This is a genomic window from Klebsiella sp. MISC125, from assembly GCF_051131775.1.
Taxonomy (GTDB): domain Bacteria; phylum Pseudomonadota; class Gammaproteobacteria; order Enterobacterales; family Enterobacteriaceae; genus Klebsiella.
On sequence record NZ_CP180448.1, the window covers coordinates 2131364 to 2156822 of the forward strand.

The 25459-nt window shown below is 40.0% G+C and carries 20 protein-coding genes; 19 read left to right on the plus strand and 1 reads right to left on the minus strand.

The window, feature by feature from the left end; all coding sequences use genetic code 11:
• The first annotated feature begins 72 nt into the window (after positions 1-72).
• The 3 genes from udk to asmA all read left to right on the plus strand — a co-directional run bounded on the left by udk (position 73) and on the right by asmA (position 3261).
• Complete coding sequence (gene udk / locus ACMYSL_RS10040; RefSeq protein WP_110275489.1) at positions 73-714, plus strand: uridine kinase; 642 nt, start codon at positions 73-75, stop codon at positions 712-714.
• A gap of 90 nt (positions 715-804) precedes the next feature.
• Entirely contained in the window at positions 805-1386 is a 582-nt protein-coding gene (gene dcd, locus ACMYSL_RS10045; RefSeq protein WP_110275488.1) for a dCTP deaminase, read from the plus strand.
• A gap of 27 nt (positions 1387-1413) precedes the next feature.
• Complete coding sequence (asmA, locus tag ACMYSL_RS10050; protein WP_434662529.1) at positions 1414-3261, plus strand: outer membrane assembly protein AsmA; 1848 nt, start codon at positions 1414-1416, stop codon at positions 3259-3261.
• Between the two features lie 327 nt (positions 3262-3588).
• Here asmA and ACMYSL_RS10055 read toward each other — a convergent pair whose 3' ends face one another.
• Positions 3589-5175 (minus strand): TerC family protein, encoded by a 1587-nt coding sequence (locus ACMYSL_RS10055; RefSeq protein ID WP_434662532.1) that lies wholly within the window; start codon positions 5173-5175, stop codon positions 3589-3591.
• Between the two features lie 982 nt (positions 5176-6157).
• On the opposite strand from ACMYSL_RS10055, the gene galF reads away from it, so the two are divergent.
• From galF to ACMYSL_RS10135, 16 genes are all read left to right on the plus strand, one after another.
• A complete protein-coding gene (galF, locus tag ACMYSL_RS10060) occupies positions 6158-7054 on the plus strand; it encodes a UTP--glucose-1-phosphate uridylyltransferase GalF (protein WP_182207313.1) in 897 nt (298 codons plus the stop codon).
• Between the two features lie 459 nt (positions 7055-7513).
• Positions 7514-8143 (plus strand): phosphatase PAP2 family protein, encoded by a 630-nt coding sequence (locus ACMYSL_RS10065; RefSeq protein WP_182239846.1) that lies wholly within the window; start codon positions 7514-7516, stop codon positions 8141-8143.
• 994 nt (positions 8144-9137) lie between these two features.
• A complete protein-coding gene (locus tag ACMYSL_RS10070; RefSeq protein WP_434662536.1) occupies positions 9138-10571 on the plus strand; it encodes a capsule assembly Wzi family protein in 1434 nt (477 codons plus the stop codon).
• A 73-nt stretch (positions 10572-10644) separates the two neighbouring features.
• Positions 10645-11781 carry a polysaccharide export protein gene (locus ACMYSL_RS10075; RefSeq protein WP_434662539.1) on the plus strand — a complete coding sequence of 379 codons (1137 nt, stop codon included), beginning with the start codon at positions 10645-10647 and terminating at the stop codon, positions 11779-11781.
• Positions 11782-12216, plus strand: a complete 435-nt coding sequence (locus ACMYSL_RS10080; RefSeq protein WP_434662541.1) for a protein tyrosine phosphatase — start codon at positions 11782-11784, stop codon at positions 12214-12216.
• Between the two features lie 17 nt (positions 12217-12233).
• The gene (locus ACMYSL_RS10085; protein ID WP_434662544.1) at positions 12234-14408 is read left to right on the plus strand and encodes a polysaccharide biosynthesis tyrosine autokinase; all 2175 of its coding nucleotides are present in this window, start codon (positions 12234-12236) and stop codon (positions 14406-14408) included.
• A 123-nt stretch (positions 14409-14531) separates the two neighbouring features.
• Complete coding sequence (locus ACMYSL_RS10090) at positions 14532-15557, plus strand: alginate lyase family protein (protein ID WP_434662547.1); 1026 nt, start codon at positions 14532-14534, stop codon at positions 15555-15557.
• A gap of 18 nt (positions 15558-15575) precedes the next feature.
• Positions 15576-17099, plus strand: a complete 1524-nt coding sequence (locus tag ACMYSL_RS10095; protein ID WP_434662549.1) for a lipopolysaccharide biosynthesis protein — start codon at positions 15576-15578, stop codon at positions 17097-17099.
• Between the two features lie 13 nt (positions 17100-17112).
• Positions 17113-18015, plus strand: a complete 903-nt coding sequence (locus ACMYSL_RS10100; RefSeq protein WP_434662553.1) for a polysaccharide pyruvyl transferase family protein — start codon at positions 17113-17115, stop codon at positions 18013-18015.
• A complete protein-coding gene (locus tag ACMYSL_RS10105; protein ID WP_434662555.1) occupies positions 18005-18979 on the plus strand; it encodes a hypothetical protein in 975 nt (324 codons plus the stop codon). Before ACMYSL_RS10100 ends, ACMYSL_RS10105 begins: the two co-directional genes overlap by 11 nt.
• Positions 18980-19009: 30 nt before the next feature.
• Positions 19010-20215, plus strand: a complete 1206-nt coding sequence (locus tag ACMYSL_RS10110; protein ID WP_434662558.1) for a hypothetical protein — start codon at positions 19010-19012, stop codon at positions 20213-20215.
• 30 nt (positions 20216-20245) lie between these two features.
• Positions 20246-21208: a glycosyltransferase family 2 protein gene (locus tag ACMYSL_RS10115; RefSeq protein WP_434662560.1), complete on the plus strand. Its 963-nt coding sequence runs from the start codon at positions 20246-20248 to the stop codon at positions 21206-21208.
• Positions 21209-21231: 23 nt separating this feature from the next.
• Positions 21232-22260, plus strand: coding sequence for a hypothetical protein (locus ACMYSL_RS10120; protein WP_434662563.1), 1029 nt, complete (start codon positions 21232-21234; stop codon positions 22258-22260).
• 1 nt (position 22261) lies between these two features.
• The gene (locus tag ACMYSL_RS10125) at positions 22262-23065 is read left to right on the plus strand and encodes a DUF4422 domain-containing protein (RefSeq protein ID WP_434662565.1); all 804 of its coding nucleotides are present in this window, start codon (positions 22262-22264) and stop codon (positions 23063-23065) included.
• Positions 23066-23081: 16 nt separating this feature from the next.
• The gene (gene glf, locus ACMYSL_RS10130; protein WP_434662568.1) at positions 23082-24179 is read left to right on the plus strand and encodes a UDP-galactopyranose mutase; all 1098 of its coding nucleotides are present in this window, start codon (positions 23082-23084) and stop codon (positions 24177-24179) included.
• A gap of 20 nt (positions 24180-24199) precedes the next feature.
• Positions 24200-25234 carry a glycosyltransferase family 2 protein gene (locus tag ACMYSL_RS10135; RefSeq protein WP_434662571.1) on the plus strand — a complete coding sequence of 345 codons (1035 nt, stop codon included), beginning with the start codon at positions 24200-24202 and terminating at the stop codon, positions 25232-25234.
• The last annotated feature ends 225 nt before the right edge of the window (positions 25235-25459 follow it).

Below are 25459 nucleotides of genomic sequence, written 5' to 3' on the forward strand. Positions count from 1 at the left end.
CTATAATTGCCGAGTTTGGCGTTCAACCGCCACCCTTCCTACATTCCCAGGTTAATCAGGTCGCAAAAATTTATGACTGATACGTCTCATCAGTGCGTCATTATAGGCATCGCCGGCGCATCGGCTTCGGGCAAAAGCCTCATCGCCAGCACGCTTTATCGTGAACTACGTGAACAAGTCGGCGATGAGCATATCGGCGTTATTCCGGAAGACAGCTATTACAAGGATCAAAGTCATCTGTCGATGGAAGAGCGTGTAAAAACCAACTATGACCACCCAAGTTCGATGGATCATAGTTTGCTGTTTCAGCATCTACAGATGCTGAGAAGCGGCCAGCCGATTGAGTTACCGGTTTACAGCTATGTCGAGCACACTCGCATGCCGGAAACAATTCATATTGAACCGAAGAAAGTGATCATCCTTGAAGGGATCTTACTGCTGACTGACGTTCGCCTGCGTAATGAACTCAGTTTCTCTATTTTCGTTGATACCCCGCTGGATATCTGCCTGATGCGCCGCATCAAGCGTGATGTGAACGAGCGTGGGCGTTCAATGGATTCGGTGATGGCGCAGTATCAGAAAACCGTTCGCCCGATGTTCCTGCAGTTTATCGACCCTTCCAAGCAGTATGCCGACATTATTGTGCCTCGCGGCGGTAAAAACCGCATCGCCATCGATATTCTGAAGGCCAAAATCAGTCAGTTCTTTGAATAACACGAACGAATTGTGTAACGTGCAAAGAGAAGCCAAATTGCCCTTATCCCCGGAAGGCGTAAGGGCGCGATGCCTTAAAGGAGAACGTTCATGCGTCTGTGCGACCGAGATATAGAAGCCTGGTTGGATGAGGGGCGGTTGGCCATTAATCCACGCCCACCTGTAGAACGGATTAATGGCGCGACGGTTGATGTCCGCCTGGGGAATAAATTCCGCACATTTCGCGGCCACACCGCGGGTTTTATTGACCTGAGCGGGCCAAAAGCGGAAGTCAGCGCAGCGCTGGATCGCGTGATGAGCGAAGAGATTGTGCTGGCGGAAGGAGAGGCGTTTTTCCTGCATCCTGGTGAGCTGGCGCTGGCGGTAACGTATGAATCCGTGACGTTGCCTGCAGACCTGGTTGGCTGGCTCGACGGGCGTTCTTCACTGGCGCGTCTTGGGTTGATGGTTCACGTCACCGCACACCGTATCGATCCGGGCTGGTCCGGCTGCATCGTGCTCGAGTTCTATAATTCCGGCAAGCTGCCGCTGGCGTTGCGTCCGGGAATGCCTATCGGGGCGCTAAGCTTTGAACCGTTATCTGGCCCGGCAGCGCGGCCTTATAACCGTCGTGAAGATGCCAAATATCGTGACCAGCAGGGTGCGGTGGCGAGTCGAATCGACAAGGACTGATAATTTAAGCGGTTTGCTGAGGAAGCCATGAGACGAATTCTGACGACGCTGATGATCTTGCTGGCGGTGGTTGTCGCCGGTCTTACCGCGCTGGTATTGCTGGTCAATCCCAACGATTTTCGCGCCTATATGGTCAAAGAGGTCGCGGATCGTAGCGGCTATCAGCTTGAGCTCGATGGTCCGCTGCGCTGGCACGTCTGGCCGCAGCTCAGTATTCTCTCTGGTCGCATGACGTTGACCGCGCCTGGCGCTGCCGAACCGGTGATTCGTGCCGACAATATGCGTCTGGACGTTGCGCTGATGCCGCTGATTTCCCATCAGTTGCAGGTAAAGCAGGTGATGTTGAAAGGCGCTGTTATCCAACTGACCTCCAAAACCGAAGCCGTGCGTAGTCAAAATGCGCCGGTGGTTCCACATGATAATACGCTGCCGCAGGTGTCTGAAGATCGCGGCTGGTCGTATGATGTCCGGCAGCTACAGATCGCCGATAGCGTGCTTTTCTTCCAGCATGAAGACGGCGAACAGGTCACGGTGCGCGATATTCATCTGCAGATGGAACAGGATGAGCATCATCATGCGACGCTCGATTTTTCTGGCCGGATTAACCGCGATCAGCGAGACCTGGCGCTTTCGCTCTCCGCTCAAGTGCAGGGCGGCGACTATCCTCACTCCCTGAAGGCGGAAATTTCACAATTGAACTGGCAACTTCGTGGCGCTGAACTTCCTGCTGCGGGGATCAGTGGTCAGGGCAGCCTGCAGGCAAGCTGGTTTGAAGACGCGAAAAAGCTCAGTTTTGACAAGCTAAATTTAAGCGCCAACGGCAGCGCCATTACCGGCAATGCCAGCGTGGTGTTAGGCGAACAGCCTGACTGGACGCTGAATCTTCAGGCGAGCACGCTGAACCTGGACAGCTTACTGACTCATGCTTCACCTGCCACTGATAACGGAGCCAACCAGCAAGGGCAGAGTCAGACTCGCCAGCTGCGTCCAGTTATCGCAAATAGCGATATTCAGCAAGATTACAATGCTCTGCGCGCTTTTAATGCGCGAATGACGCTAACGGCTGATCAGCTTCAGTGGCGAGGAATGAATTTTACCCAGGTTAAAAGTGATATCAGTAATCAGCTGGGGCTGTTGACGATCAATCAACTGCAGGGAAATCTGGATGGCGGCAACCTCTCGCTGCCAGGTTCGCTGGACGCCCGGAGCGATACGCCGCAGGCCTCGTTCCAGCCGAAACTCGACAATATTGAGATCAGCTCGATTCTGAAAGCCTTTAACTATTCGTTAAATCTCACAGGTAAGCTGACGCTGAGCGGAGACTTCTCCGGCGAAAAAATAGATGCCGATGATTTCCGTCGTAACTGGCAAGGGCAGGCGAAAATCCAAATGACGGATACGCGTACTGAAGGACTCAATTTCCAGCAGCTCGTGCAGCAGGCCGTGGAGCGCAGCACCAATGTGCAGGCGCAGGAAAACTACGATAACGCCACCCGGCTCGATTCTGTCAGCAGTGCACTGGAGCTGGATAATGGTTTGGTGACGTTAAGGCGAATGCAGGGGCAATCTGAACTGATGGCGCTCACCGGACAAGGTGAGCTTAACCTGCTGAAAGAAGACTGCGATATGCGTTTTAACGTGAGAGTATTGGGCGGCTGGAAGGGCGAGAGCAAGCTCATTGACAGACTCAAACAAACCGCAATTCCGCTGCGTATTTATGGTAACTGGCAGACGTTGAGCTATAGCCTGCAGGTGGACCAGATTCTGCGTAAACAGCTGCAAGATGAAGCCAGAAAACGCCTGAACGACTGGGCGGATCGCAATAAAAACTCCCAGGACGGGAAGGATGTGAAGAAGCTGCTCGATAAGCTGTGAGTTTGGCCTGGAAAAGCAGAAGAAGCGTCTCGTGCCCGGATTGCTGGCAATATGCACTGTTGTGAAATCGCCCGGCGGCGCTTCGCTTGCGCGGGCCTACAGGCTAAGAGTGTGCGGGTTTTATTAGCCGGGTAAGGCACCAGTCGCCACCCGGCGTTAATACGAGTGCAGGTTTTGTTGGGTGGGAAGGGCGTAAGCCGTCACCTGGCGTGAATACGAGTACGGGTTTTGTAGGTCGGGTAAGGCGTTAGCCGCCACCCGACATAAACATTAGCGCACTTTCTACAACTGATTTACCGCCCTTTACCCTGTTCACATATGAAGGCATTACACTTCATAATCCAGTTCATCTTCTTCATGCACTGGCGGCACTATCTGTACTTTTTGTACCCGATGGCTTTCCACCTGCAAAGTGCGCAATGTATACCCGGCAATTTCCACTTCCTCGCCCTCTTGCGGGACATGCTGCAGGTACTCCATCAGTAAACCGGCAATAGTGTGATATTCACGTTTCTCATCCAGCGGTAGAGGAACGTACTGCACCAAATCTTCCAGCGGCATATGACCATTGACTGTCCAGGTGTCGTCACTGTTTTTGTGAATATCATGGCGGGCATCGGTCTCTTCCACTTCATTAGGCAGATTACCCGCAATGGTTTCCATCACGTCACTGAGCGTAACAATCCCTTCTACGGAACCAAACTCGTCAACAACAAAGGCAAAGTGGGTCCTGGCGTTGCGGAACTGTTCCAGAGCAGAAAGCAGCGGCAGCGCCTCCGGAAAGACCAGCGGCTGGCGGATAAGAACGTGTAAATCGAGCGGCTCGTTACGCAGCGACTGTTGCAGTAGGTCGATAACGTGCACGACGCCGAGCATATCGTCGTCATCATTACCACCGGTGACCACCACGCGCGTATGCTGATTTTTATCGAGTAATGCACGAATCTCATCTTCCGGCGCACTCAAATCGATATGTTCAATATCATGACGCGAGGTCATGATGCTGCTGACGGTGCGTTGGTTAAGATTGAGTACCCGCTCAATCATTCTTCGTTCCTGGGTATTAAAGAGCGGATTGTCGTCATGATCAGCGATAAGCGAGGAACTATCACTATCGAGTTCGGCTTTTTCTTTGTGGCCACTCAGCAGGCTCATGACCGCCTCAGTTGTTCTCTGACGCAGGGTCAGGTTGGCCGAAAGAAAACGGTGACGGTTGAACATCGCCAGCTGGTTAAAGGATTCAATCATTATCGAGAAGCCGATTGCGGCATACAAATAGCCTTTCGGGATCGGGAAACCAAAACCTTCGGCTATCAGGCTAAAGCCAATCATGAGCAAGAAGCTCAGGCACAGAATAACGATCGTCGGGTGGCTGTTAACAAAACGGGTTAAAGCTTTACTGGCCATTAGCATCAGACTAATGGCAATAACTACCGCTGCCATCATAACGGCCAGATGATCAACCATTCCGACCGCCGTAACGACGGAGTCGAGGGAAAAGATGGCATCAAGTACTACAATTTGCGCCACGACTCCCCAGAATTTTGCCCCTTTGCGCTGACTGGGATTATCGCTATCTTTTCCTTCCAGCCGTTCATTGAGCTCGACAGTGGCTTTAAAGAGCAGAAATAATCCCCCGAATAACATGATCAGATCGCGGGCGCTAAAGCTCAGATCGTGCCAGATAATCAGTGGCTTAGTCAGAGTGACCAGCCAGGAGATAGAAGCCAGCAATAGCAAACGCATCAGCATTGCCAACAGCAGGCCCGTTACCCGCGCGCGGTCTCTTTGCGCCGGGGGAAGTTTTTCCGCGAGAATTGCGATAAAGACCAGATTATCAATACCGAGAACCAGCTCAATAACGACAAGAGTTATGAGCCCGGCCCAGATCGAAGGGTCGGCAATCCATTCCATAATCAGTTAAAACCTTTACAACCTAAGAGTGCCATGTACCGATCATGGATAAGGCATAGATAAAATGCAATATTTTCAGCCGTAATTTGCCTGATGGTCAAAATTTAGGTCCTTGTCATACCAGAAAACAAAATAGCCAGTTGTCAACGATGTAACCTATTAAGTTCCTGCGTCCAGGATTTTACTTATTCATGGTTGTGCTAATTTTCATCAATGTCGGAGGGGCGTCTGATTTCCGATCAAATTCATGGGCTGAAAATAGTTCAATCGCTCCTGAAGGATAGTCAGCCGCTGATGCATCGTTCGCGTAGTAACAAAAACCCATCAATAGATTTGATGTATATAACATCGTTTTTCTATAATTTGGATTTTTATACTACTTAATATCGTGGCTTGCCGGAGAAAAAATTTTGCTAGACGATATTGTCAGCGTTATGTGGAGATAAATAGTAATAAAATCAGAGGTGAAGGGCATTGGCAGAGAGTAAGGTATCCCAGTTCATTGACTGGATAAGTCTGAGGTCTTGCTGAAAGTAGACCGTGAAAGAGATATTGCTGAAATTTAGTCGCTTTTATACATACAAATAATTTTATTATCACTATAAGCGATTATTTTGGCTGATTTTCTATTTTTTTATGGTCACTTGTTCTGTATCAACTCAAGCTGAAAGATAACAGAGTATCAAAAGGGTGTAGATGGCGAAAAGATGAATGTCACTGCTCTCTCTTACAAATTAAAACAGATAGTTAGCTATGATAAGTCATTGTAAATAGTAGTAAGTTCGTATGAATAATCATGCATAAGAATTTTCTTAAGTCTGTCTATTGGTCTACACGCTTTACGTGTATTCTTAAACTATTCGTGTAATTTCGGAATTTGACGGACAGTAGGACAGACTGCAACCGTGTATCATCATGGATAATTGCCAGTGATACATACAATCTGACAGGAATCGAGAGATTTATAACCATACGGGTGGAAATGATAATGGTGAGTTTGAAAGCAGTTATACCGGTAGCAGGACTAGGGATGCATATGTTACCCGCCACCAAGGCCATTCCGAAAGAGATGTTGCCGATCGTCGACAAGCCTATGGTGCAGTACATTGTTGACGAAATCGTAGCTGCTGGTATCAAGGAAATTGTGCTGGTCACCCATTCATCTAAGAATGCTGTTGAAAACCATTTTGACACCTCCTACGAGCTGGAAGCTTTGCTTGAGCAACGTGTGAAGCGTCAGCTGCTAGCGGAAGTGCAGGCTATTTGTCCACCGGGCGTAACCATTATGAACGTGCGTCAGGGTCAGCAGCTTGGATTAGGGCACTCTATCCTTTGTGCGCGCCCGCTAATTGGCGATAACCCATTTGTGGTTGTATTGCCGGATATCATTCTTGACGACGCCAGTGCCGATCCGCTGCGCTATAACCTTGCAGCTATGGTCGCTCGCTTTAAGGAAACTGGCCGCAGCCAGGTTCTGGCAAAACGTATGGAAGGCGATCTCGCTGAGTACTCTGTTATCCAGACCAAAGATACGCTGGAATCAGCAGGTCAGGTTGCGCGTATCGTTGAGTTCATCGAAAAACCTGATGAACCGCAAACGCTGGATTCTGATCTGATGGCGGTAGGTCGCTATGTACTTTCTGCAGAGGTGTGGTCTGAACTGGAACGCACCGAGCCAGGTGCCTGGGGTCGTATTCAGTTAACCGATGCCATCGCTGAACTGGCGAAAAAACAATCTGTTGATGCCATGTTGATGACTGGCGAAAGCTATGATTGCGGTAAAAAAATGGGTTATATGCAGGCTTTTGTAAACTACGGGCTGCGTAACCATAAAGAAGGCACTAAATTCCGCGAGAGCATTAAAAAGCTGTTAGCGTAATTCGTGAACATAGTCTTTCAGGTTTATGAACGTGAACGGTCTGCGGCAATGTTAAGATAAGTATCAGAGACTGCAGTCGTTCACTGACTGAAGGTATGGTCGGACTTGAGCCTGATTGACGTTAAAATACAATGGATTAGGTTGTGCTCTGTTATGTTGTATCATTTACGGACGCAAATTAGGTTCGGAGACTTCTGGTAGTCAGACAGGATGTACCATGATGCAATGAGTAGGTGAGTGAAATTTAATCTTACCTAATAATTACTTACTAAGAATTTTCTTAATATAACGGTCGTTAATAAGATCGTAATATAAAAATAAAACTTGACTGAGATCATGTTTACGCATTAAACAACGGTTATGCATGCATAAAAATGTGAAGTTACGAAATATGCATGTCCACAAAAAAAGTGGAAATGGCGTTCCAGACAGGAGAGATCGTTAAAGGATGAAAGGTAAATGAACTGGCAGGTTGTCACATTTTTTGGCGATAGTACTGTGCTGTTACCCAGTGCGGCCGTGTTGTTTATCGTCCTTTTGCTGCGAAAAGACTCAAAGCAGGTTGCGTGGGATTGGGCGCTGCTGTTCGGTATCACTGGCGCGATTGTGTGCGCATCAAAACTGGCATTTATGGGGTGGGGGATAGGCATTCGCGAGCTGGATTTCACAGGCTTTAGCGGACACACTGCATTATCTACCGCTTTTTGGCCAATTCTCTTATGGCTGTTGTGCGCACGTGCAGCACCAGCAATTCGTCGTATTTCTGTTCTGTTAGGTTATGCATTGGCCGGGTTAGTCGGTTACTCGCGATTGGTGATTCACGCGCATTCAACTTCGGAAGTCATTGCCGGTTTACTGCTGGGGGCTGCGGGAAGTGCACTGTTCTTACTGATGCAGTCGCGTGGTGAAAGCGCTCATGTCGCGCAACTCTCATGGGGAGGGTTGGCAAGCGTTGTTATCATCCCGCTGATGTTATTGAATACTGGTGCTAAAGCGCCAACTCAGTCTCTGCTGGGCGAGATAGCGGTGAAGCTGGGACCACTGGAAAAACCGTTTACTCGGGCCGATCTGCATAAGCGTTTTTATTGATGCTCATGACGACAGCAGCAGTGTTATGGCAAAAGCAGTTCACATATTACACATTATGAAGCGTTCAGGCTGAAGTGATGGTTCATGTTGAAATTCATATTCATGAAATAAATTAGTGATGCTGCATTATGTACGATATTCAGCACAATGATAAACGGCCAGGATGTATCCTAAATAGTATTTTTAACTTAACATCGAATTTATTAATGATAACAACAATCTGGCATAACTCTTTTAACTATTAAATTTTGTAGTTGACTGGCTTTAATTATTTTGAAAGTAAACCAGTATGGTTGGTGTGGTGAAAAGTCAGTAAAATCATGCTGTTGAGATTTGGTCTATAGCATGAGTTCGTCGTGTTTATAATCGCTCGTTGATAAATAATAATGTTATTGCATGACCTGTGCGTGCTATCAACCGAGTGGTTAATTATTCGAGATTAGACTCCCAATTTTGTGCAGAATCTCGTAAACTTGTGCCGCGAAATTGATTGCTTTGATGGATTAATCACCGATTTTTCGGGAATGGTGATTAAATTAAGAATGGAAGAAGTCCAGTGCATTGGTAGCTGTTAAGCCAAGGGCGGTAGCGTACCTGCGAGCTGGCGTTTTCTTTCAATCACATCTCATTTCATGCGACCGAAATTCCTAAAGTAGGTTCCCCACAGGTGATTATCCTCACAACCTGTATATACTAGCGAGTTTGTCAGCAAACTAGCGTTTGCCCACTTTGGGTGAATGATAGAAAACCGCGGGTATGAAGCGCGATGGAATGGCCTTCAATAACAATTTCGCATACATTGTGTACTGCAGGTTGCTCTAAAGTTGAAAGCTGGCGATGGCCTGGGATACAACCAGGCCTGCACTTTCGTGTGGCCAGGCCAGAACCTGTAGGACAATCATACTTAAGGTTGGCGTCAGAGGGCGCTGCATCTAACAGTGTTCCCCATGTCGCGCCAGCTTGCGGAAACGGGGCTTAAAATGGATCTTGTACAATGATAAAAATTGCGCGAATCGCACTCGCATTAGGGCTGCTTACTTCTGCCAGCTCACTTGCCTATGCCTCTGGTCTGGTAATGAATGATAACGAACTCCGTAACGATCTGGCCTGGTTGTCCGATCGCGGAGTCATTCATCTCAGCTTGTCTACATGGCCTCTGAGCCAAGAAGAGATCAATCGAGCGGTCAAAAAAGCCAAACCATCCTACTCTTCCGAACAGGTTGTTCTGGCACGAATTAACCAGCGGCTTTCTTCTTTGAAAGCCGATTTTCGCGTGAGCGGCTATACCTCAACGGATAAGCCCGGCACTCCGCAAGGATTTGGTCAGAACCAGCCCGCTGATAGCTCATTATCATTAGCTTTTAATAATAGCGGCGAGTGGTGGGATGTTCACCTGCAGGGCAACGTTGAAGGTGATGAGCGCATAAGCAACGGTTCGCGTTTTAATGCCAACGGCGCGTACGGTGCAGTGAAATTCTGGAACCAGTGGCTCTCATTTGGCCAGATGCCACAATGGTGGGGACCGGGATACGAAGGCAGCCTGATTCGCGGTGACGCCGCGCGCCCAATGACTGGCTTTTTAATGCAGCGTGCTGAACAGGCCGCGCCGGAAACATGGTGGTTACGCTGGATTGGCCCGTGGCAGTACCAAATTTCCGCCAGCCAGATGAACCAATATACCGCCGTGCCACACACCAAGATTATTGGTGGGCGTCTGACTTTCTCTCCATTCCAGTCTCTTGAACTGGGCGCATCGCGCATTATGCAGTGGGGAGGGGAGGGGAGACCGGAATCGTTTAGTAGCTTCTGGGATGGTCTGACGGGTAAAGACAATACCGGCACAGCCAATGAACCCGGTAACCAGCTTGCTGGTTTTGATTTCAAGTGGAAGCTTGAACCAACTCTTGGTTTGCCAATTAGCCTCTATGGGCAGATGATTGGTGAAGATGAAGCGGGTTATCTGCCTTCAGCGAACATGTTCTTGGGCGGAGTTGAAGGGCATCACGGGTGGGGCAAAGATGCGATTAACTGGTATGTGGAAGCACACGATACACGTTCAAACATGAGTCGGCTCAATTATAGCTATACACACCATATCTATAAAGATGGTTATTACCAGCAGGGCTATCCGCTTGGAGATGCTATGGGTGGGGATGGCCAGCTTTATGCTGGGAAGGTTGAGTTGGTTACCGAAGATAACCAGCGTTGGAGTGCTCGTCTGGCTTATGCGAAGGTAAATCCAAAAAATCAGTCGATTAATAAAGCGTTTCCTCATTCGGATACATTGAAAGGTATGCAGTTAGGATGGAGTGGTGATGTGTACAAATCAGTACGGCTGAACACTTCTCTCTGGTATACCGACGCTGACCATAACGATAGTGATGATGTGGGTGCCAGTGCTGGGATCGAAATACCATTTAATTTATAGCCTTAGCGCAGTTGCTGGAAATACGCTGCTGTTTGGGATTTAGAAACTTTTGGTTTACTGATGATGTGACATTATGAAGAAAAAAATTGTTAGATTTTCGGCATTGGCATTAACGATAAGTTTTTTATCAGGCTGTACTATTTTGCCGGGACAGGGGTTAAATAGCCTTCGTAAAAATGTGGTCGAACTGCCGGATAGTGATTACGATCTTGATAAGCTGGTGAATGTTTATCCAATGACTCCGGGACTTATCGATCAACTTCGTCCGGAAGCGGTATTGGCACGTCCTAATCCACAGTTAGATAATTTGCTCAAAAGTTATGAATATCGCATCGGGGTGGGTGATGTTCTGATGGTGACAGTCTGGGATCATCCGGAACTCACTACTCCAGCTGGCCAATATCGCAGCGCAAGTGATACAGGCAACTGGGTAAATTCCGATGGAACAATCTTCTATCCTTATATTGGTAAGGTTCAGGTAGTAGGTAAGACACTTAGCCAAGTGCGCCTGGATATTTCCAACCGTCTGACCACTTATATCGAGAGCCCACAGGTGGACATTAGTGTGGCGGCATTCCGTTCTCAAAAGGCGTATGTAACGGGTGAGGTAGTAAAATCAGGTCAGCAGCCTATCACTAATATTCCTTTGACCGTCATGGATGCAATCAATGTCGCAGGGGGATTGGCTCCTGAAGCGGATTGGCGTAACGTGGTGCTGACGCATAATGGTAAAGATACCAAAGTGTCACTTTATGCCTTGATGCAAAAAGGGGACTTAACACAGAACCACCTCCTTTACCCAGGCGATATTCTTTTTGTACCACGCAATGACGACCTGAAAGTGTTTGTTATGGGTGAGGTTGGTAAACAAAGTACTTTGAAAATGGATCGCAGTGGTATGACAGTAGCTGAAGCGCTAGGCAATGCCGAAGGCATGTCGCAAGCTTTCAGTGACGCGACTGGGGTGTTTGTTATTCGCCAGTTGAAAGATGATAAGCAAGGCAAGATTGCAAATATTTATCAGCTTAATGCGCAAGATGCTTCTGCGATGGTACTTGGAACAGAATTTCAATTACAGCCATATGACATTGTATATGTTACTACTGCTCCATTGGTTCGTTGGAATCGTGTTATTTCACAGCTTGTGCCTACAATTACGGGTGTACATGACATGACAGAAACAGCAAAATTTATTAAGGATTGGCCATAAATGTTTGATTCTATTCTTGTTGTTTGTACCGGTAATATATGCCGTTCACCAATTGGTGAACGTTATTTACATAAAGCATTACCGCATAAAAAAATTGACTCGGCTGGGACTGGTGCTTTAGTTGATTACGAGGCTGATATCAGTGCTATAAAGGTAGCTAAAAGCCATGGAATCTCACTAGAACAACATAAGGCACGCCAGTTCACTTCGGGTCTGGCAAGGCAGTATGATCTTATTCTCGCAATGGAAAAAACACATATAGAGCAAATTGGTCGTATTGCACCGGAAGCAAGAGGAAAAACAATGTTGTTTGGTCACTGGCTAAACCAACGTGATATTCCAGACCCGTATCGAAAGAGTGAAGAAGCTTTCATATCAGTCTTTCAATTAATTGAAGAAGCGGGCCAACTTTGGGTTCAAAAGTTGGACGTCTAATCACTAGGAATCGCTGCATGTCATCTGTTACAAACAAAAACGCAAAGAAAGACGTTGAAGAAATAGATCTCGGTCGTCTTATTGGTGAGGTTATTGACCATCGGAAATTGATAATTTCCATATCATCACTATTTACTTTACTTGCATTAATATATGCCTTGTTTGCTACCCCGATATATCAGGCGGATGCCCTGATACAAGTTGAACAAAAACAAGCTAATGCAATTTTGAGCAATCTGAGCCAAATGTTACCTGACAGTCAACCTCAATCCGCACCAGAAATAGCTCTGTTACAATCGAGAATGATATTAGGTAAAACAGTAGATGATTTAAATCTCCAAACAAAAGTTAAACAAAATTATTTTCCTATTTTTGGCCGAGGATGGGCACGCTTAACTGGAGAAAAACCTGCTGAGATATCCATATCAAGATTTTATATTTCATCAAATGACGAAGATGTGCCTGAGTTAACTCTTATCGTTAATGATAGTATGCATTATACCATTGATGTCGATGGTTTAAAATTAAAAGGGGTGGTTGGTCGACTATTAGATGAGAAAGGTGTTTCGATCAAGGTTGACAATCTGTCTGCAAAAGTGGGTGACACATTTACAATATCATACATTTCAAAATTGAAAGCTATATCAGAACTTCAAGATTCACTGATTGTTGCTGACCAAGGAAAGGATACAGGAATTCTTTTACTATCTTTAGTCGGCGACAATCCTATATTGATTGAAAAAATAGTAGATAGTATAAGCAACAACTATTTAGCACAAAATATATCTCGACAAGCAGCTCAAGATGAAAAAAGCTTAGACTTTTTGAGTAAACAATTGCCACAAGTTCGACAAGATTTAGATCTTGCTGAAAATAAATTGAATCAATTCCGCCGTCAAAATGATTCGGTTGATTTATCTCTTGAGGCAAAATCTGTACTTGACCAAATTGTTAACGTGGATAATCAGCTCAATGAATTGACTTTCAGAGAGTCTGAAATATCTCAACTATATACTAAAGAGCACCCTACCTATAAAGCTTTGATGGAAAAAAGGAAAACCTTACAAGATGAAAAAGGAAAGCTAAACAAGAGGGTATCTGCAATGCCTGAAACTCAGCAGGAAATTTTACGCTTAAGTAGAGATGTTGAGTCAGGCAGGGTAGTTTATATGCAACTCTTAAATCGCCAACAAGAATTAAACATCGCGAAATCAAGCGCTATAGGGAATGTTCGAATTATTGATAATGCAGTAACTGAACCAAAACCTATAAAGCCTAGAAAGGTTATTATAGTCTTGTTGGGGCTAATTGTTGGCGGGGCATTTTCAATAGGTATTGTATTTCTCAGGATATTTTTGAGAAGAGGCATTGAGTCCCCTGAACAATTAGAAGAATTGGGAATAAATGTCTATGCAAGCATCCCTGTCTCTGAGTCATTCACTAAGAAAAGCCAAAATGGTTTGTCTCGCGGTAGAAAGAAAAACGCAGATGAGTATCGAGACGGTTTTTTGGCAATTGAAAATCCTGCGGACCTCGCGATTGAATCAATCAGAGGTCTTAGAACAAGTTTACATTTTGCTATGATGGAAGCCCATAATAATGTCTTAATGATATCTGGTGCTAGTCCAAATGCAGGGAAGACTTTTGTCAGCACGAATCTGTCTGCTGTAATCGCGCAGAGCGGGAAAAAAGTCTTATTTATAGATGCTGACTTACGCAAGGGATATACACATAAATTATTTAATGTTACTAACGATAATGGATTGTCAGACCTATTGTCGGGAAAGATAGATATAACTAATGCAATAAAAACTCTTACAATACCGGGTTTCGACTTTATTTCTAGAGGTATGGTCCCGCCGAATCCTGCAGAGTTGCTGATGCATGCAAGATTTGGAAGGATTATTGAGTGGGCAAGCAAAACCTACGATCTAGTGGTCATTGATACGCCACCAATTCTTGCTGTGACTGATGCTGCTATAATTGGTAATTATGCTGGAACTACGTTACTGGTAGCGCGCTTTGAGTTGAATACTCCAAAAGAAATTGATGTTAGTGTTAGAAGATTCGAACAAAGTGGTGTAAAAGTGAAAGGCTGTATAATGAATGGTGTTGTGAAAAAAGCTAGTAGCTATTATAGCTATGGATATAGTTACTATGGATATTCATATGAAAAGGATGAGAATAAGTAACATATTTTTTTGAATTCCGACACTAATTGATGGCTAGTATTTATAAAAGTGCTAGCCATTTAATAACTAGTACTGACAGTAAATTGAGCAAAATGGGTTGTATTAGCATCAAGAGAGGACTTAATGTATTTTAAAACACCATTAGCAGTGTTTATATCTTTTATTTCATTCGCACATGCTAGTGTTATTTGTAGTGTTATTCCAGAGAAATCGAATGCTAAGATCTTGAATGAAATATATAAAATTGATTCTTCATTGAATGTTGCACCAGTACCAATGGATGTTGTGCATATCGAACATTCTTTACCCGGTCAGCCGAATGTAATTAAAGCATATCAAGCTTATGATCAATTTAAAATAATGAGAGATTCTGCTTTACTATGGCAAAAAACTAAAGATAATAAATATCTATTTTTTTCAAAAAAATATTTATTAGCATGGATTGATGCCTACAGACCATCCTTGAATCCAATAGATGAGACGCCCTTTGATTCGCTAATCGTGACCTATCAAATTATTAAATCGGAATTAGATGCTGGGGAAAAATTAAAAATTGATAATTTTTTCAATGAATGGGCTCATAAATATATAAAATATATTTATGCTAAGCGAGAATCAGAGAAAGGGCTTGTCCCTAATAACTGGCAAAGTCATAGAATAAAAATCATAACAATGTTAAGTACTGCAACAGGGAACAAACAGTTATTTTTAGAGGCTCGAGAAATTTTCAAGCTGCAGGTTTTAGAAAATATAAAATCAAATGGTGAGGTGTATGACTTCACTGAAAGAGATGCACTAAGTTATGCAGTCTTTGATCTTTTACCTCTGACGCAAGCCGCATTGGTGGCAAGGAGTTGGGGGGATAATTGGTATGATTTTAAAAGTCCAAGTGGTTCATCACTACGAAAAGGAGTTGATTGGCTTGTTCCCTATATGGATGGGGATAAAACACATGAGGAATTTGTGAATACAAAATCAGAATTTGATCGTGTAAGACGCTCTATTGGTATGAAAGACTTCAAAGGTAATTTTAAACCTCAGCGAGCTGCTCCACTTTTTTGGGTTGCAGCTTCTATAGATGACAAATATTCTTATATTGCAGAGAAGTTGAATCCTGACCCAGTTCCCGCGATCGTTATCTGTGACTAAAGTTTTTAAAGGTTTCGTATGAGTAATCATAAGGTTATGCGCAATGCCAGTATGCTTTATATTAGAATGCTGGTGATGCTATTTGTTAGTCTCTATACCTCGCGTATTGTATTAAATACCCTTGGCGTAAGTGATTTCGGTATTTACAATGTCACTGGCGGAATTGTTATAATGTTTTCATTTATTAGCAATACCATGGCGAGTGCATCTCAGCGATTTTTTGCATATGAGATTGGTAGCGGTGATTTAATTAAATTAAAAAAAATGTTCTCCGTTACCTTGGCTATATATATAATATTTGCGATTATAATAATAATACTTGCAGAGTCTTTAGGTCTATGGTTTGTAACGACAAAACTAAATATTCCGAATGAGAGATTTGAGGCCGCCTTATTTGTATACCAAGCATCAATTATTTCCTTTGTTTTCACTATAATTCGCATACCATATAATTCATTGATTATAGCGTATGAAAAAATGAGTTTTTTTGCCAGTACTAGTATAACAGAAGCAATTCTTAAGTTGATCGGTGTTTATAGCCTAACGTTACTTTCATTAGATAAATTGAAGTTATATGCAGTAATAATGCTAATTGTAGTAGCATTAATAACACTGGTATATTATATATTTTGTAGAAAAAATTTCCAAGTAAGTAAGTTTACTCTTGTTAAAGAACCTGGTATCTATAAGGAACTTTCTGCGTATGCTGGATGGAATTCATTCACGACGCTTGCTAATATAGGTTTAGATCAAGGTATTAATATATTACTTAACGTCTTTTTTGGGCCAGCAATTAATGCTGCAAGAGGAATAGCTTTTCAAATAAAAACACAGGTTACTTCATTTGTTGGTAATATACAAATGGCTGCTGCACCTCAGATTATAAAATATCATGCAGCAAATAAATCAAAGGAAATGGAACGTTTAGTTTATTTAAGTTCTCGAGTGACATACTACTTTATGTTCCTAATTGGGTTGCCGGTAATATTACAAACAGATACATTATTAACATTATGGCTAGTCAACGTTCCACCACATGCGGTTGCTTTTACTCAACTTGTAATAATTAATATATTAATTGAAACAATATCAGGTACTGTTAACTCAGCAATACAAGCATCTGGGAGAATAAAGGCGTATCAAATATCTGTTGGGATAGTGTTGCTGTTAGCATTACCAATTTCATATTTATGCCTAAATATTGGAATGAAACCAGAAGTTACAGTTATTATAACAAGTTTGTTATCTGTAGTATGTGTTTTAATCAGGTTATTAATGTTTAAAATTTTATTTAAAATTAACCTTTCCACTTATATCAAAAAAGTTTTTGTTAATAGTCTATTAGTATCTCTAATAAGTTCAATTCTACCATTTATGGTACGTAAATACTGTATGTTAAAATATTTAAATGAGAATGTAATATTCATCATCGTAAGTTTTTCATGCGTAATTTCAACCCTAATTACTATATATTTCATTGGGCTAACTAGGGACGAAAAGAAATATTTGGCAGCTATACTCAAAACTAAATTTAAACGTTAAGGTCGATATTGAAATGAATGATGTAGTTAAAGTGCATTGGTGCTATATTGAGAACTTTGGAGATGCTCTTAATCCATACTTGATAAGTAAGCTTTCAGGGAAAAAAGTTGCATATCGTGGCTTTGAAAGACCGAATTTTTTAAAAGAAACTAAATTGATAATCAAGTCAATTTTAAAAAACAAGACTTATGATTTTAATAGATTACGTGGCTACAATGAGAACGAAGATGTCGTGCTAGGTATTGGTTCATTATTGAATAGGTCTCGAAAGAACTTCAGAGTTTGGGGGACTGGATATATGAATTGGCATGAACGAGCTCAGGGTGGGACTTTGCATGCTGTACGAGGTCGTTTTTCTGCAGAGAAACTAGCTAAAGAAGGCTTTGAATATTGTAGCGTATGGGGAGATCCCGCTATTTTGTTACCTTTAGTATATCCCTTAAAAAGCCCTAGCAAGAAATATGAATTAGGCATTATTCCACATTTAAAAGACTTTGATTTTTTCTCAAATAAATATCATCAAAATAATAATGTACATATTATCAATTTAAATACTACAGATATAGAAAGTGTTCTTAATCAAATGGTTATGTGTGAGCGGATTATTTCAACCTCTTTGCATGGTGTGATAGTCGGACACGCATATAAAATACCGACTCTGTGGATAAAACACAATGACATTGATACTGATGGATTGAAATTTGATGATTATTTTGATTCAGTTAAAATTGAGCCATATGATGGATTTGATAACTTTGATGAAATAATAAAAGAGCCTTATGAATTTTTCATTGAAAGAAAAAATCTAATACTCCCGAATAACGATTTACGAGAAATGCAACGTAATTTGTTAGAGGTTGCACCATTCACAATTCTACCAGAATTTTTGAACCCAGGAGGGAGGGATGAAAAATAAAATGACTATGTTCACGTTGAAAGTTGTAAGGAAGCTTTATTCTATTATAGTAAATTCCTCAGTATCAACACCAATTTATGAGGGTTATATTGGGAAATGGAATGAGGACGCCAATGGCTATATTTATTCTAAGCTGATTGAAGATAAACCTATAATGATTTCAAAGTTTGGTACGATAGAACTGAATGCATTAGTTTCTCATAAAATGAAAATGCAAGAAAATTATAGTGTAGCAGATTTAATTGCTTTTATCACAGGTAAGATACCTAACTTATGGTGGCCCATAAAGCTGGATGCTTTGTGCACAAATGCTGGGTTCTTTCCAAATGAAAAAAAATTGCTTGCTGAGTTCTATCGTGTGAATTCGAATGCAGCTAAAGAGATTGATATTCTCGGGAGTTATATCGAAAAGGAATGTTATCTTAAAGAATTTATTATTGATGCTGTCAAGGTAAATCTTGATGGATACTACGCACCATTTTTATATGAAAAACCATGGACTAAAGCTTTAGAGGGGAAAAAAGTTCTTGTGATCCATCCGTTTGTTGAAGAGATAAAGTCTCAGTATGCAAGAAAAAAATTAATATGGAAAGATCCAAACATCCTACCTGATTTTGAACTATTGACATATAAACCAGTAGTGTCAATGTTAGGACAGCAGACAAAATATAATAATTGGTTTGATGCTCTTATTCAGATGGAAGATGATATTTCAAAATTAGATTTTGATGTCGCTATTATAGGTTGTGGAGCATATGGCATGCCATTATCAGCATTTGTGAAAAATATGGGCAAGAAATCAATTCATTTAGCAGGGTGGACGCAAGTTCTATTTGGAATTAAAGGGAAAAGATGGGATGATTTACCTCATATTTCGAGATTTTATACTAGTGCCTGGATAAGGCCAAACAGCACATCAAGGCCTGAGGGTATGATAGCGATAGAGAAAGGATGCTATTGGTAATTATTTTAACATAACATATGGTTTAAGTTAATGATTGTTAAAAAAAGGTTTCTTGGTCTACTGCTGATCTTTATATTTCCGATATGCCTTTATCAAATGTTTAATATTGTTTTGTTCGATAAACAGGTCGTAAAATTTTTATATTTCTTGATTCTAACGTGCACTATACTTTTCATATTGCCTAGCTTTCTACGTATAAGAAAAAAATCTAAATATGAAGTGCCGCTAAGGCTGCTATTTATTTGTATATGGGGGTCGTTTTTTTGCGCTTTGCTTTTTTGGGGGCAAGACATTATATTAAGTTATAGAGCCGGAGCTACATATTTAGGTATCGTTTACTTTTTTCTTTTAATGAAAGAAAGACCAAATAAAGCTACGCTTGAAAAATTGATATGGTTTTTTTGTGGTTTATTCATTGTTCTTTGGTTATATGGTATGCATAAAGCTCCAGAGATTGTGTATGCAATTGATGCTGAAACCACAATGGATAACAGTCGAGGTATATTCAGGTTAGCCCTTCCTGGTCGAGGTTTTTTAATCCTTGGTTTTTTCGTTGCTGTCAGTAAGTATGTTGAAACCAAAAAAAATGGCTGGTTTTTATTACTATCTGTTCTATTTATGTTTGTTGTTTTTCAGGTAACAAGACAAATAATTGTATTTTCATTTATGATAGCTGCCCTATACATTCTCAGAAAAAGTAAAATGGCATGGGTTTTATTAATTATTGCTTCATTATTTTTGCTTTTTAGTGGAAGCTTAATTAATGTGAGCGATAATAGTGTTATTGGCAAAATGATTAACTTGTCTGCAGAGCAAGCAACATCGCAAAGTACGGGAGACAAAAATATTAGATTATTAGAATATGAGTATTTTTTTAGTAATTACTCAAAAAATATGATAACTGATATATTTGGTAATGGCATACCGCACTTCTCATCTTCGTATGGGCTTAAAGAAATTAATATCCGAGAGCGTTTTGCCTATTTTATGAGTGATGTAGGTTATGCCGAAATATTTGTCCGATTTGGTATATTAGGATTATCTCTTTATCTTTTAGTATTCGTAAGGGTTGCGCTTCAACCGGTAGATGATGACTATATGTATGCTAAGCTCTTTATCGTTTACTTGGCTTTGGCAAATGTGACAGCTTCTTGGGTGTTTCAAGATGTAATTCCATTGTGTATTTGTTTATATTTACTGGAAAAAAATAATTTTCAGAAAATAACTGATCAATAGCCTATTCACCACTGTCGGAGTAATAAATAAATGGCATTAAAATTTTCAATTGGCATTCCCGCGTTTAAATCATTATATCTTGAAGAATGTATTGATAGTATCCTTCAACAATCTTACGATAATTTTGAATTAATCATTGTCAATGATGCTTCGCCAGAAGATTTAGATGAGATCGTATCTAGATATACTGATTCCCGAATAAAGTACTTTAAGAATGATGTGAATTTTGGCGCGGAAAATGTCATTGATAATTGGAATAAATGTCTTTCTTTTGCAAAAGGTGAGTATTTTGTTCTAATGGGAGATGACGATAAATTAGATAAAGATTATCTTTTCGAATTTGATAAGCTAATACGAACTTATCCAGAGCTAAACGTATATCACTGCCGAAGTTTAATTATAAATGAAAAGTCGCAACCTATTACAATAACTCAAAGTTGGGCAGAGTTTGAAAGTGTTATTGAAAATATGTGGCATCGAACCAATGGGTTTAGGAATCAATTTATATCTGATTTCGTTTTTAGTACCGAATTTCTTAATTCAAATGGTGGCTTTTACAAGAATAAACTTGCGTGGGCCTCGGATGATATTACTAGCTATATTGCGATGAAAGATAAAGGGATTGCTCATGTGAATTTACCTTTGTTATTCTATCGTAGAAGCTCTATAAATATTTCATCTTCTGGTTCAGTGCGACTCAAATTGCAAGCTATTGAGCAAGAATTTGATTGGTATGATAATTTTCTGGATAATTTCAACACTCACTCTCAAGTCGATACTATTTTACTTCGCTATTTAAGATGTAATTTGAGTAAATTCAAAAAGAAAAAAATTGTCGAAACGATTGCATATAATGGTTTTAAAAGAGAATCTTTCATAAAAGACTGCTGTACTTGGATTAATGCCAGAAAAAAATATAGCTTATCTATCAAGGAAGTAATATATATAGCTGTTTTGGCCTATAAAAAAATTAAAGTGCTAGATATTTACTAATTTTAAGTTTATAAGGTATGATAATGAAAGTTTACTTTTATCCACCGTTATTTAACAAAAACAAAAATAAAAACAAAAATATTGACAACCCTTATACTAAAAATTTTATTAATAGCCTTAAACCATATTTTTCGGTTAACGATAAGCCTTCTACTATGATAGGATTGCTTGATTTTTTACATGCTTCTCTATCATCAGATATTGTGATTCTCAATTGGGTTGATAATATTGCACATAAAAAATTTGCTTATCTTCAATACTTACTTTTTAGATTCGTAATTAAGATTCTCATGCTCAGAAAAGTGCGTATAGTATGGGTGTTTCATAACATTCATGCCCATCAAGGTGAGAATCTTATCACAAAAAAAATTAATAATATAATGCTGAAAAGATCTGATATTATAATTGTTCACTCACTAGAGGCGCAAGAATATCTCTCAGATAAAACATTATCTCAAGTAGAGTTTTGTCATCATCCAATAAAAAATATTGTCACTCAACCATTTGATAATATTGAAAAAATTAATGAGGTTGATTTTCTTATCTGGGGAACAATAGAGCCATATAAAGGTGTGTTAGAGTTTGTTCAATTCTGCTTTAATAATCAGGATATCTCAAGTAAATGGAAAGTTAAAATCATTGGCTCGTGTAAAAATTTAATGTATGAAGAAGAGATAAAAAAATATCTATGTAGTAATATTATTTACGAAAATCGTAAAATTGAGTTCAATGAATTATTACTTCAAATTAGAAATTCAAAATTTGTCTTATTCCCTTACACCTCCACTTCAGTTTCAAGTTCAGGTGCATTAATGGATAGTATTTCCATGGGGGCTAATGTAATTGGTCCAGCTAAGGGCGCTTTTCTCGATCTTTCGAAAGAAAAAATATGCAATGTTTTTTCTAATTTTTGCGAAATTGATGGTTTTTACCAGAATTACAATAAGTCAAATTTAGAATCAATAGTAAAATTTATTGAGTCAAATTCTTGGGATCAATTTGCGAATAAACTATCACTTATCCTAAAATCAAAAATTAAAGAGAAATATTAGAATGAATGACCAAGTAAATATAAAAATTATAATAGCTACACATAAACGATATGTTTTTCCTAATGATGAAATTTACATTCCACTGCATGTCGGTAAGGTTGGTAAAGAAGATCTTGAATTGAAAGGGGATGATACCGGAGATAATATTTCAGATAAAAATCCCTCTTATTGTGAATTAACCGGCTTATATTGGGCATGGAAAAATTTAAATTATGATTATGTTGGGTTAGCTCATTATCGGCGACATTTTTCTTTATCAATTAAAGATGATAAAGACAATTTTAAAAATATCTTAACCTCTGCTGAAGCAATTGATTTGATGTCATCATGTGATATTTTAGTACCTAAAAAAAGAAGGTACTATATTGAAACTTTGTATTCGCATTATAAAAATACACATTATGGCGAGCATCTCGATTACACGAGGAAAATAATTGAAGATAGCTACCCTAACTATCTTCAATCTTATGATGTTGCTGTAAAAAAAACATCGGGCTATATGTTTAACATGTTTGTCATGAGAATAGATCTTTTAAATGAATACTGTGAGTGGCTTTTTGCAATTCTCAAAGAATTAGAGAAGAGAGTTGATTCACAGGGTTATAGTTCTTTTCATCAACGATTTTATGGTAGAGTTAGCGAAATTCTTTTTAATGTATGGCTTTCTCATAAGAGAAATGAAAACTTAGATATTCGTATTAAGGAAGTTAATTACATACATATGGAAAATATAAATTGGCTAAAAAAAATAGGGGCTTTTTTATTAGCTAAGTTTTCGAATAAAAAATATGAAAGTAGTTTTTAAATTTAAGGAGTATGACATGAAGTATGATTTTCTAATCGTTGGTGCCGGACTCTTCGGAGCGGTTTTCGCATACGAGGCTAAGAAAAAAGGTAAGAAATGTCTTGTTATAGATAAACGTTCGCACGTGGCAGGTAATATTTATACAAAAGAGATTAATGGAATTAATGTCCATCAATATGGTGCTCATATTTTTCACACTAGCAATAAATTAATATGGGATTATGTTCAACAATTTGCAGAGTTTAATCGGTATACTAATTCACCCATCGCAAAATATGAAAATGAAGTTTATAATCTGCCATTTAATATGAATACTTTTAATAAACTTTGGGGTGTTGTGACTCCACAGGAAGCGAAAGAGAAAATATCTGAGCAAATTGCAAACGAAAATATTGCCAACCCACAGAACCTGGAAGAGCAAGCGATCTCCTTAGTGGGGCGTGATATATATGAAAAGCTAATTAAGGGATATACAGAGAAACAATGGGGCCGTAAAGCTACAGATATCCCTGCATTCATAATAAAACGCTTACCTGTTCGATTCTCTTACGATAATAATTATTTTAGCGATAAATACCAAGGTATACCTATTGGTGGTTATACGCAGATAGTGGAAAAAATGTTAGATGGTGTTGATGTTTTACTTAATGTTGATTTTTTTGAAAATCGTGAAGACCTTTTGAAACAAGCAGAAAAAATATTATTTACTGGAATGATCGACCAGTTCTATGATTATTGCTATGGAACACTTGAGTATAGGAGCCTAAAATTTGAAACAGAGACGCTTGAACTTGAGAACTTTCAAGGTAATGCAGTTGTTAACTATACTCAATTTGAAATACCGTTCACGCGGATTATAGAGCATAAGCATTTTGAATTTGGCGAACAGCCTTCTACAGTAATAACACATGAGTATCCTGCAGATTGGGTCAAAGGTGACGAACCTTATTACCCTATCAATGATAAAAATAATAATGAGCTGTATCAAAGATATTTCGCACTATCCCAAAATGAACAGAATATAATATTTGGAGGTCGCTTGGGTATGTATAAATATTATGACATGCACCATATTATAGCTGAGGCTTTGGATTGCGCCGCTAAAAATATTTGAATGTATTACAGGAATTAATAATGCCAATCATCAGCGTTGTACTACCTATTTACAATATCCCTGAAGAATATTTAACTAAATGTGTCGCTTCCGTATGCAGGCAGACCATAGACGACATAGAAATTATTCTTGTAAATGATGGTTCCTCGAATAATGGCCTAACCGTTTGTAACCAACTATCTGCGAAAGATGAAAGAATTATTGTAATTGACCAGATCAACAGCGGTGTGTCAATTGCTAGAAATAATGGGTTAAGCATTGCTAAAGGTGAGTGGATTGCATTTGTCGACCCTGATGATTGGCTTGAAGTAGATTATCTCGAGTCTATGCTCAAATGGATTAAAGAGGACATTGACGTTGTAATCTGCGATTGTAATGTAGTAGAGGGTAGCAATACGATAAGGAATCATTTTCTTCCAGCAACAATGATTGGTTTGGTAGAAAACAAGTCTGTACTACTTGGGCAACTAGTAAGTAAAGTTCTTGCCGGATATTACCCAGAAATGATCGGGCCTGGGGTTCCTTGGGGAAAATTGTTTAGAACTGACTTCCTGAAAAAATTTGATCTGAAATTTGTGCCAAAAATGGTTCGTATGCAAGATAATATATTTTGTCTATATGCTTTACATTATGCAAGAGCTATATCTTATACAGGGCAGAATAAATATAACTATAGAATGGAAAACAACTCCGCCAGCTTTAAATATAATCCAAGAATTATCTCTCACTTTGAAATGTATTATTCTGAAGTTGATGATTTTATAGATAGCTGTCTTGCTGGAGATGTGAGTTATAAAAAAGCATTAAATGCTAAGATATTGACAAGTATAAACTCCTATTTACTTTACTATTATTGCCATGAAAATTATGTTAGTAAACAGGGTGATTCTTTGACCTCTTTACTTCGCGAGGAACCATATCTACGCGCATTAAATGACATTGATTTTTCTTATCTTTCCTTCAAAGAAAAATGTTTTGTTTTCATGCTGAAAACAAAAATGATTTCAGTTTTGAAAGTTATTTACAGACTAAAGAATCATAGTTTTCTACAATAGTTAGTCCTTAATTTATCTTATTCGTTGATGTTGTTAAATTATTGTGTTCTTTCTTTATTGATGTCTAACTGACCAGTGGGTAATACTTAACTAGCTTTCAAGTATTCATGTTGATCTTGTCTTTGTTGTTGAGATGACTATCCACTGACTGGTAGTTTATCTATTAGGTAAACACTAATATACTCTTTGAGTTGAGTTTGTAAAATTCAAATATTCTAATGTGTT

Excerpts from the sequence above, each read along its gene's own strand:
- udk (WP_110275489.1), top strand. The coding sequence starts at position 73 with ATGACTGATACGTCTCATCAGTGCGTCATTATAGGCATCGCCGGCGCA.
- dcd (WP_110275488.1), top strand. The coding sequence starts at position 805 with ATGCGTCTGTGCGACCGAGATATAGAAGCCTGGTTGGATGAGGGGCGG.
- asmA (WP_434662529.1), top strand. The coding sequence starts at position 1,414 with ATGAGACGAATTCTGACGACGCTGATGATCTTGCTGGCGGTGGTTGTC.
- ACMYSL_RS10055 (WP_434662532.1), bottom strand. The coding sequence starts at position 5,175 with ATGGAATGGATTGCCGACCCTTCGATCTGGGCCGGGCTCATAACTCTT.
- galF (WP_182207313.1), top strand. The coding sequence starts at position 6,158 with ATGATAATGGTGAGTTTGAAAGCAGTTATACCGGTAGCAGGACTAGGG.
- ACMYSL_RS10065 (WP_182239846.1), top strand. The coding sequence starts at position 7,514 with ATGAACTGGCAGGTTGTCACATTTTTTGGCGATAGTACTGTGCTGTTA.
- ACMYSL_RS10070 (WP_434662536.1), top strand. The coding sequence starts at position 9,138 with ATGATAAAAATTGCGCGAATCGCACTCGCATTAGGGCTGCTTACTTCT.
- ACMYSL_RS10075 (WP_434662539.1), top strand. The coding sequence starts at position 10,645 with ATGAAGAAAAAAATTGTTAGATTTTCGGCATTGGCATTAACGATAAGT.
- ACMYSL_RS10080 (WP_434662541.1), top strand. The coding sequence starts at position 11,782 with ATGTTTGATTCTATTCTTGTTGTTTGTACCGGTAATATATGCCGTTCA.
- ACMYSL_RS10085 (WP_434662544.1), top strand. The coding sequence starts at position 12,234 with ATGTCATCTGTTACAAACAAAAACGCAAAGAAAGACGTTGAAGAAATA.
- ACMYSL_RS10090 (WP_434662547.1), top strand. The coding sequence starts at position 14,532 with ATGTATTTTAAAACACCATTAGCAGTGTTTATATCTTTTATTTCATTC.
- ACMYSL_RS10095 (WP_434662549.1), top strand. The coding sequence starts at position 15,576 with ATGAGTAATCATAAGGTTATGCGCAATGCCAGTATGCTTTATATTAGA.
- ACMYSL_RS10100 (WP_434662553.1), top strand. The coding sequence starts at position 17,113 with ATGAATGATGTAGTTAAAGTGCATTGGTGCTATATTGAGAACTTTGGA.
- ACMYSL_RS10105 (WP_434662555.1), top strand. The coding sequence starts at position 18,005 with ATGAAAAATAAAATGACTATGTTCACGTTGAAAGTTGTAAGGAAGCTT.
- ACMYSL_RS10110 (WP_434662558.1), top strand. The coding sequence starts at position 19,010 with ATGATTGTTAAAAAAAGGTTTCTTGGTCTACTGCTGATCTTTATATTT.
- ACMYSL_RS10115 (WP_434662560.1), top strand. The coding sequence starts at position 20,246 with ATGGCATTAAAATTTTCAATTGGCATTCCCGCGTTTAAATCATTATAT.
- ACMYSL_RS10120 (WP_434662563.1), top strand. The coding sequence starts at position 21,232 with ATGAAAGTTTACTTTTATCCACCGTTATTTAACAAAAACAAAAATAAA.
- ACMYSL_RS10125 (WP_434662565.1), top strand. The coding sequence starts at position 22,262 with ATGAATGACCAAGTAAATATAAAAATTATAATAGCTACACATAAACGA.
- glf (WP_434662568.1), top strand. The coding sequence starts at position 23,082 with ATGAAGTATGATTTTCTAATCGTTGGTGCCGGACTCTTCGGAGCGGTT.
- ACMYSL_RS10135 (WP_434662571.1), top strand. The coding sequence starts at position 24,200 with ATGCCAATCATCAGCGTTGTACTACCTATTTACAATATCCCTGAAGAA.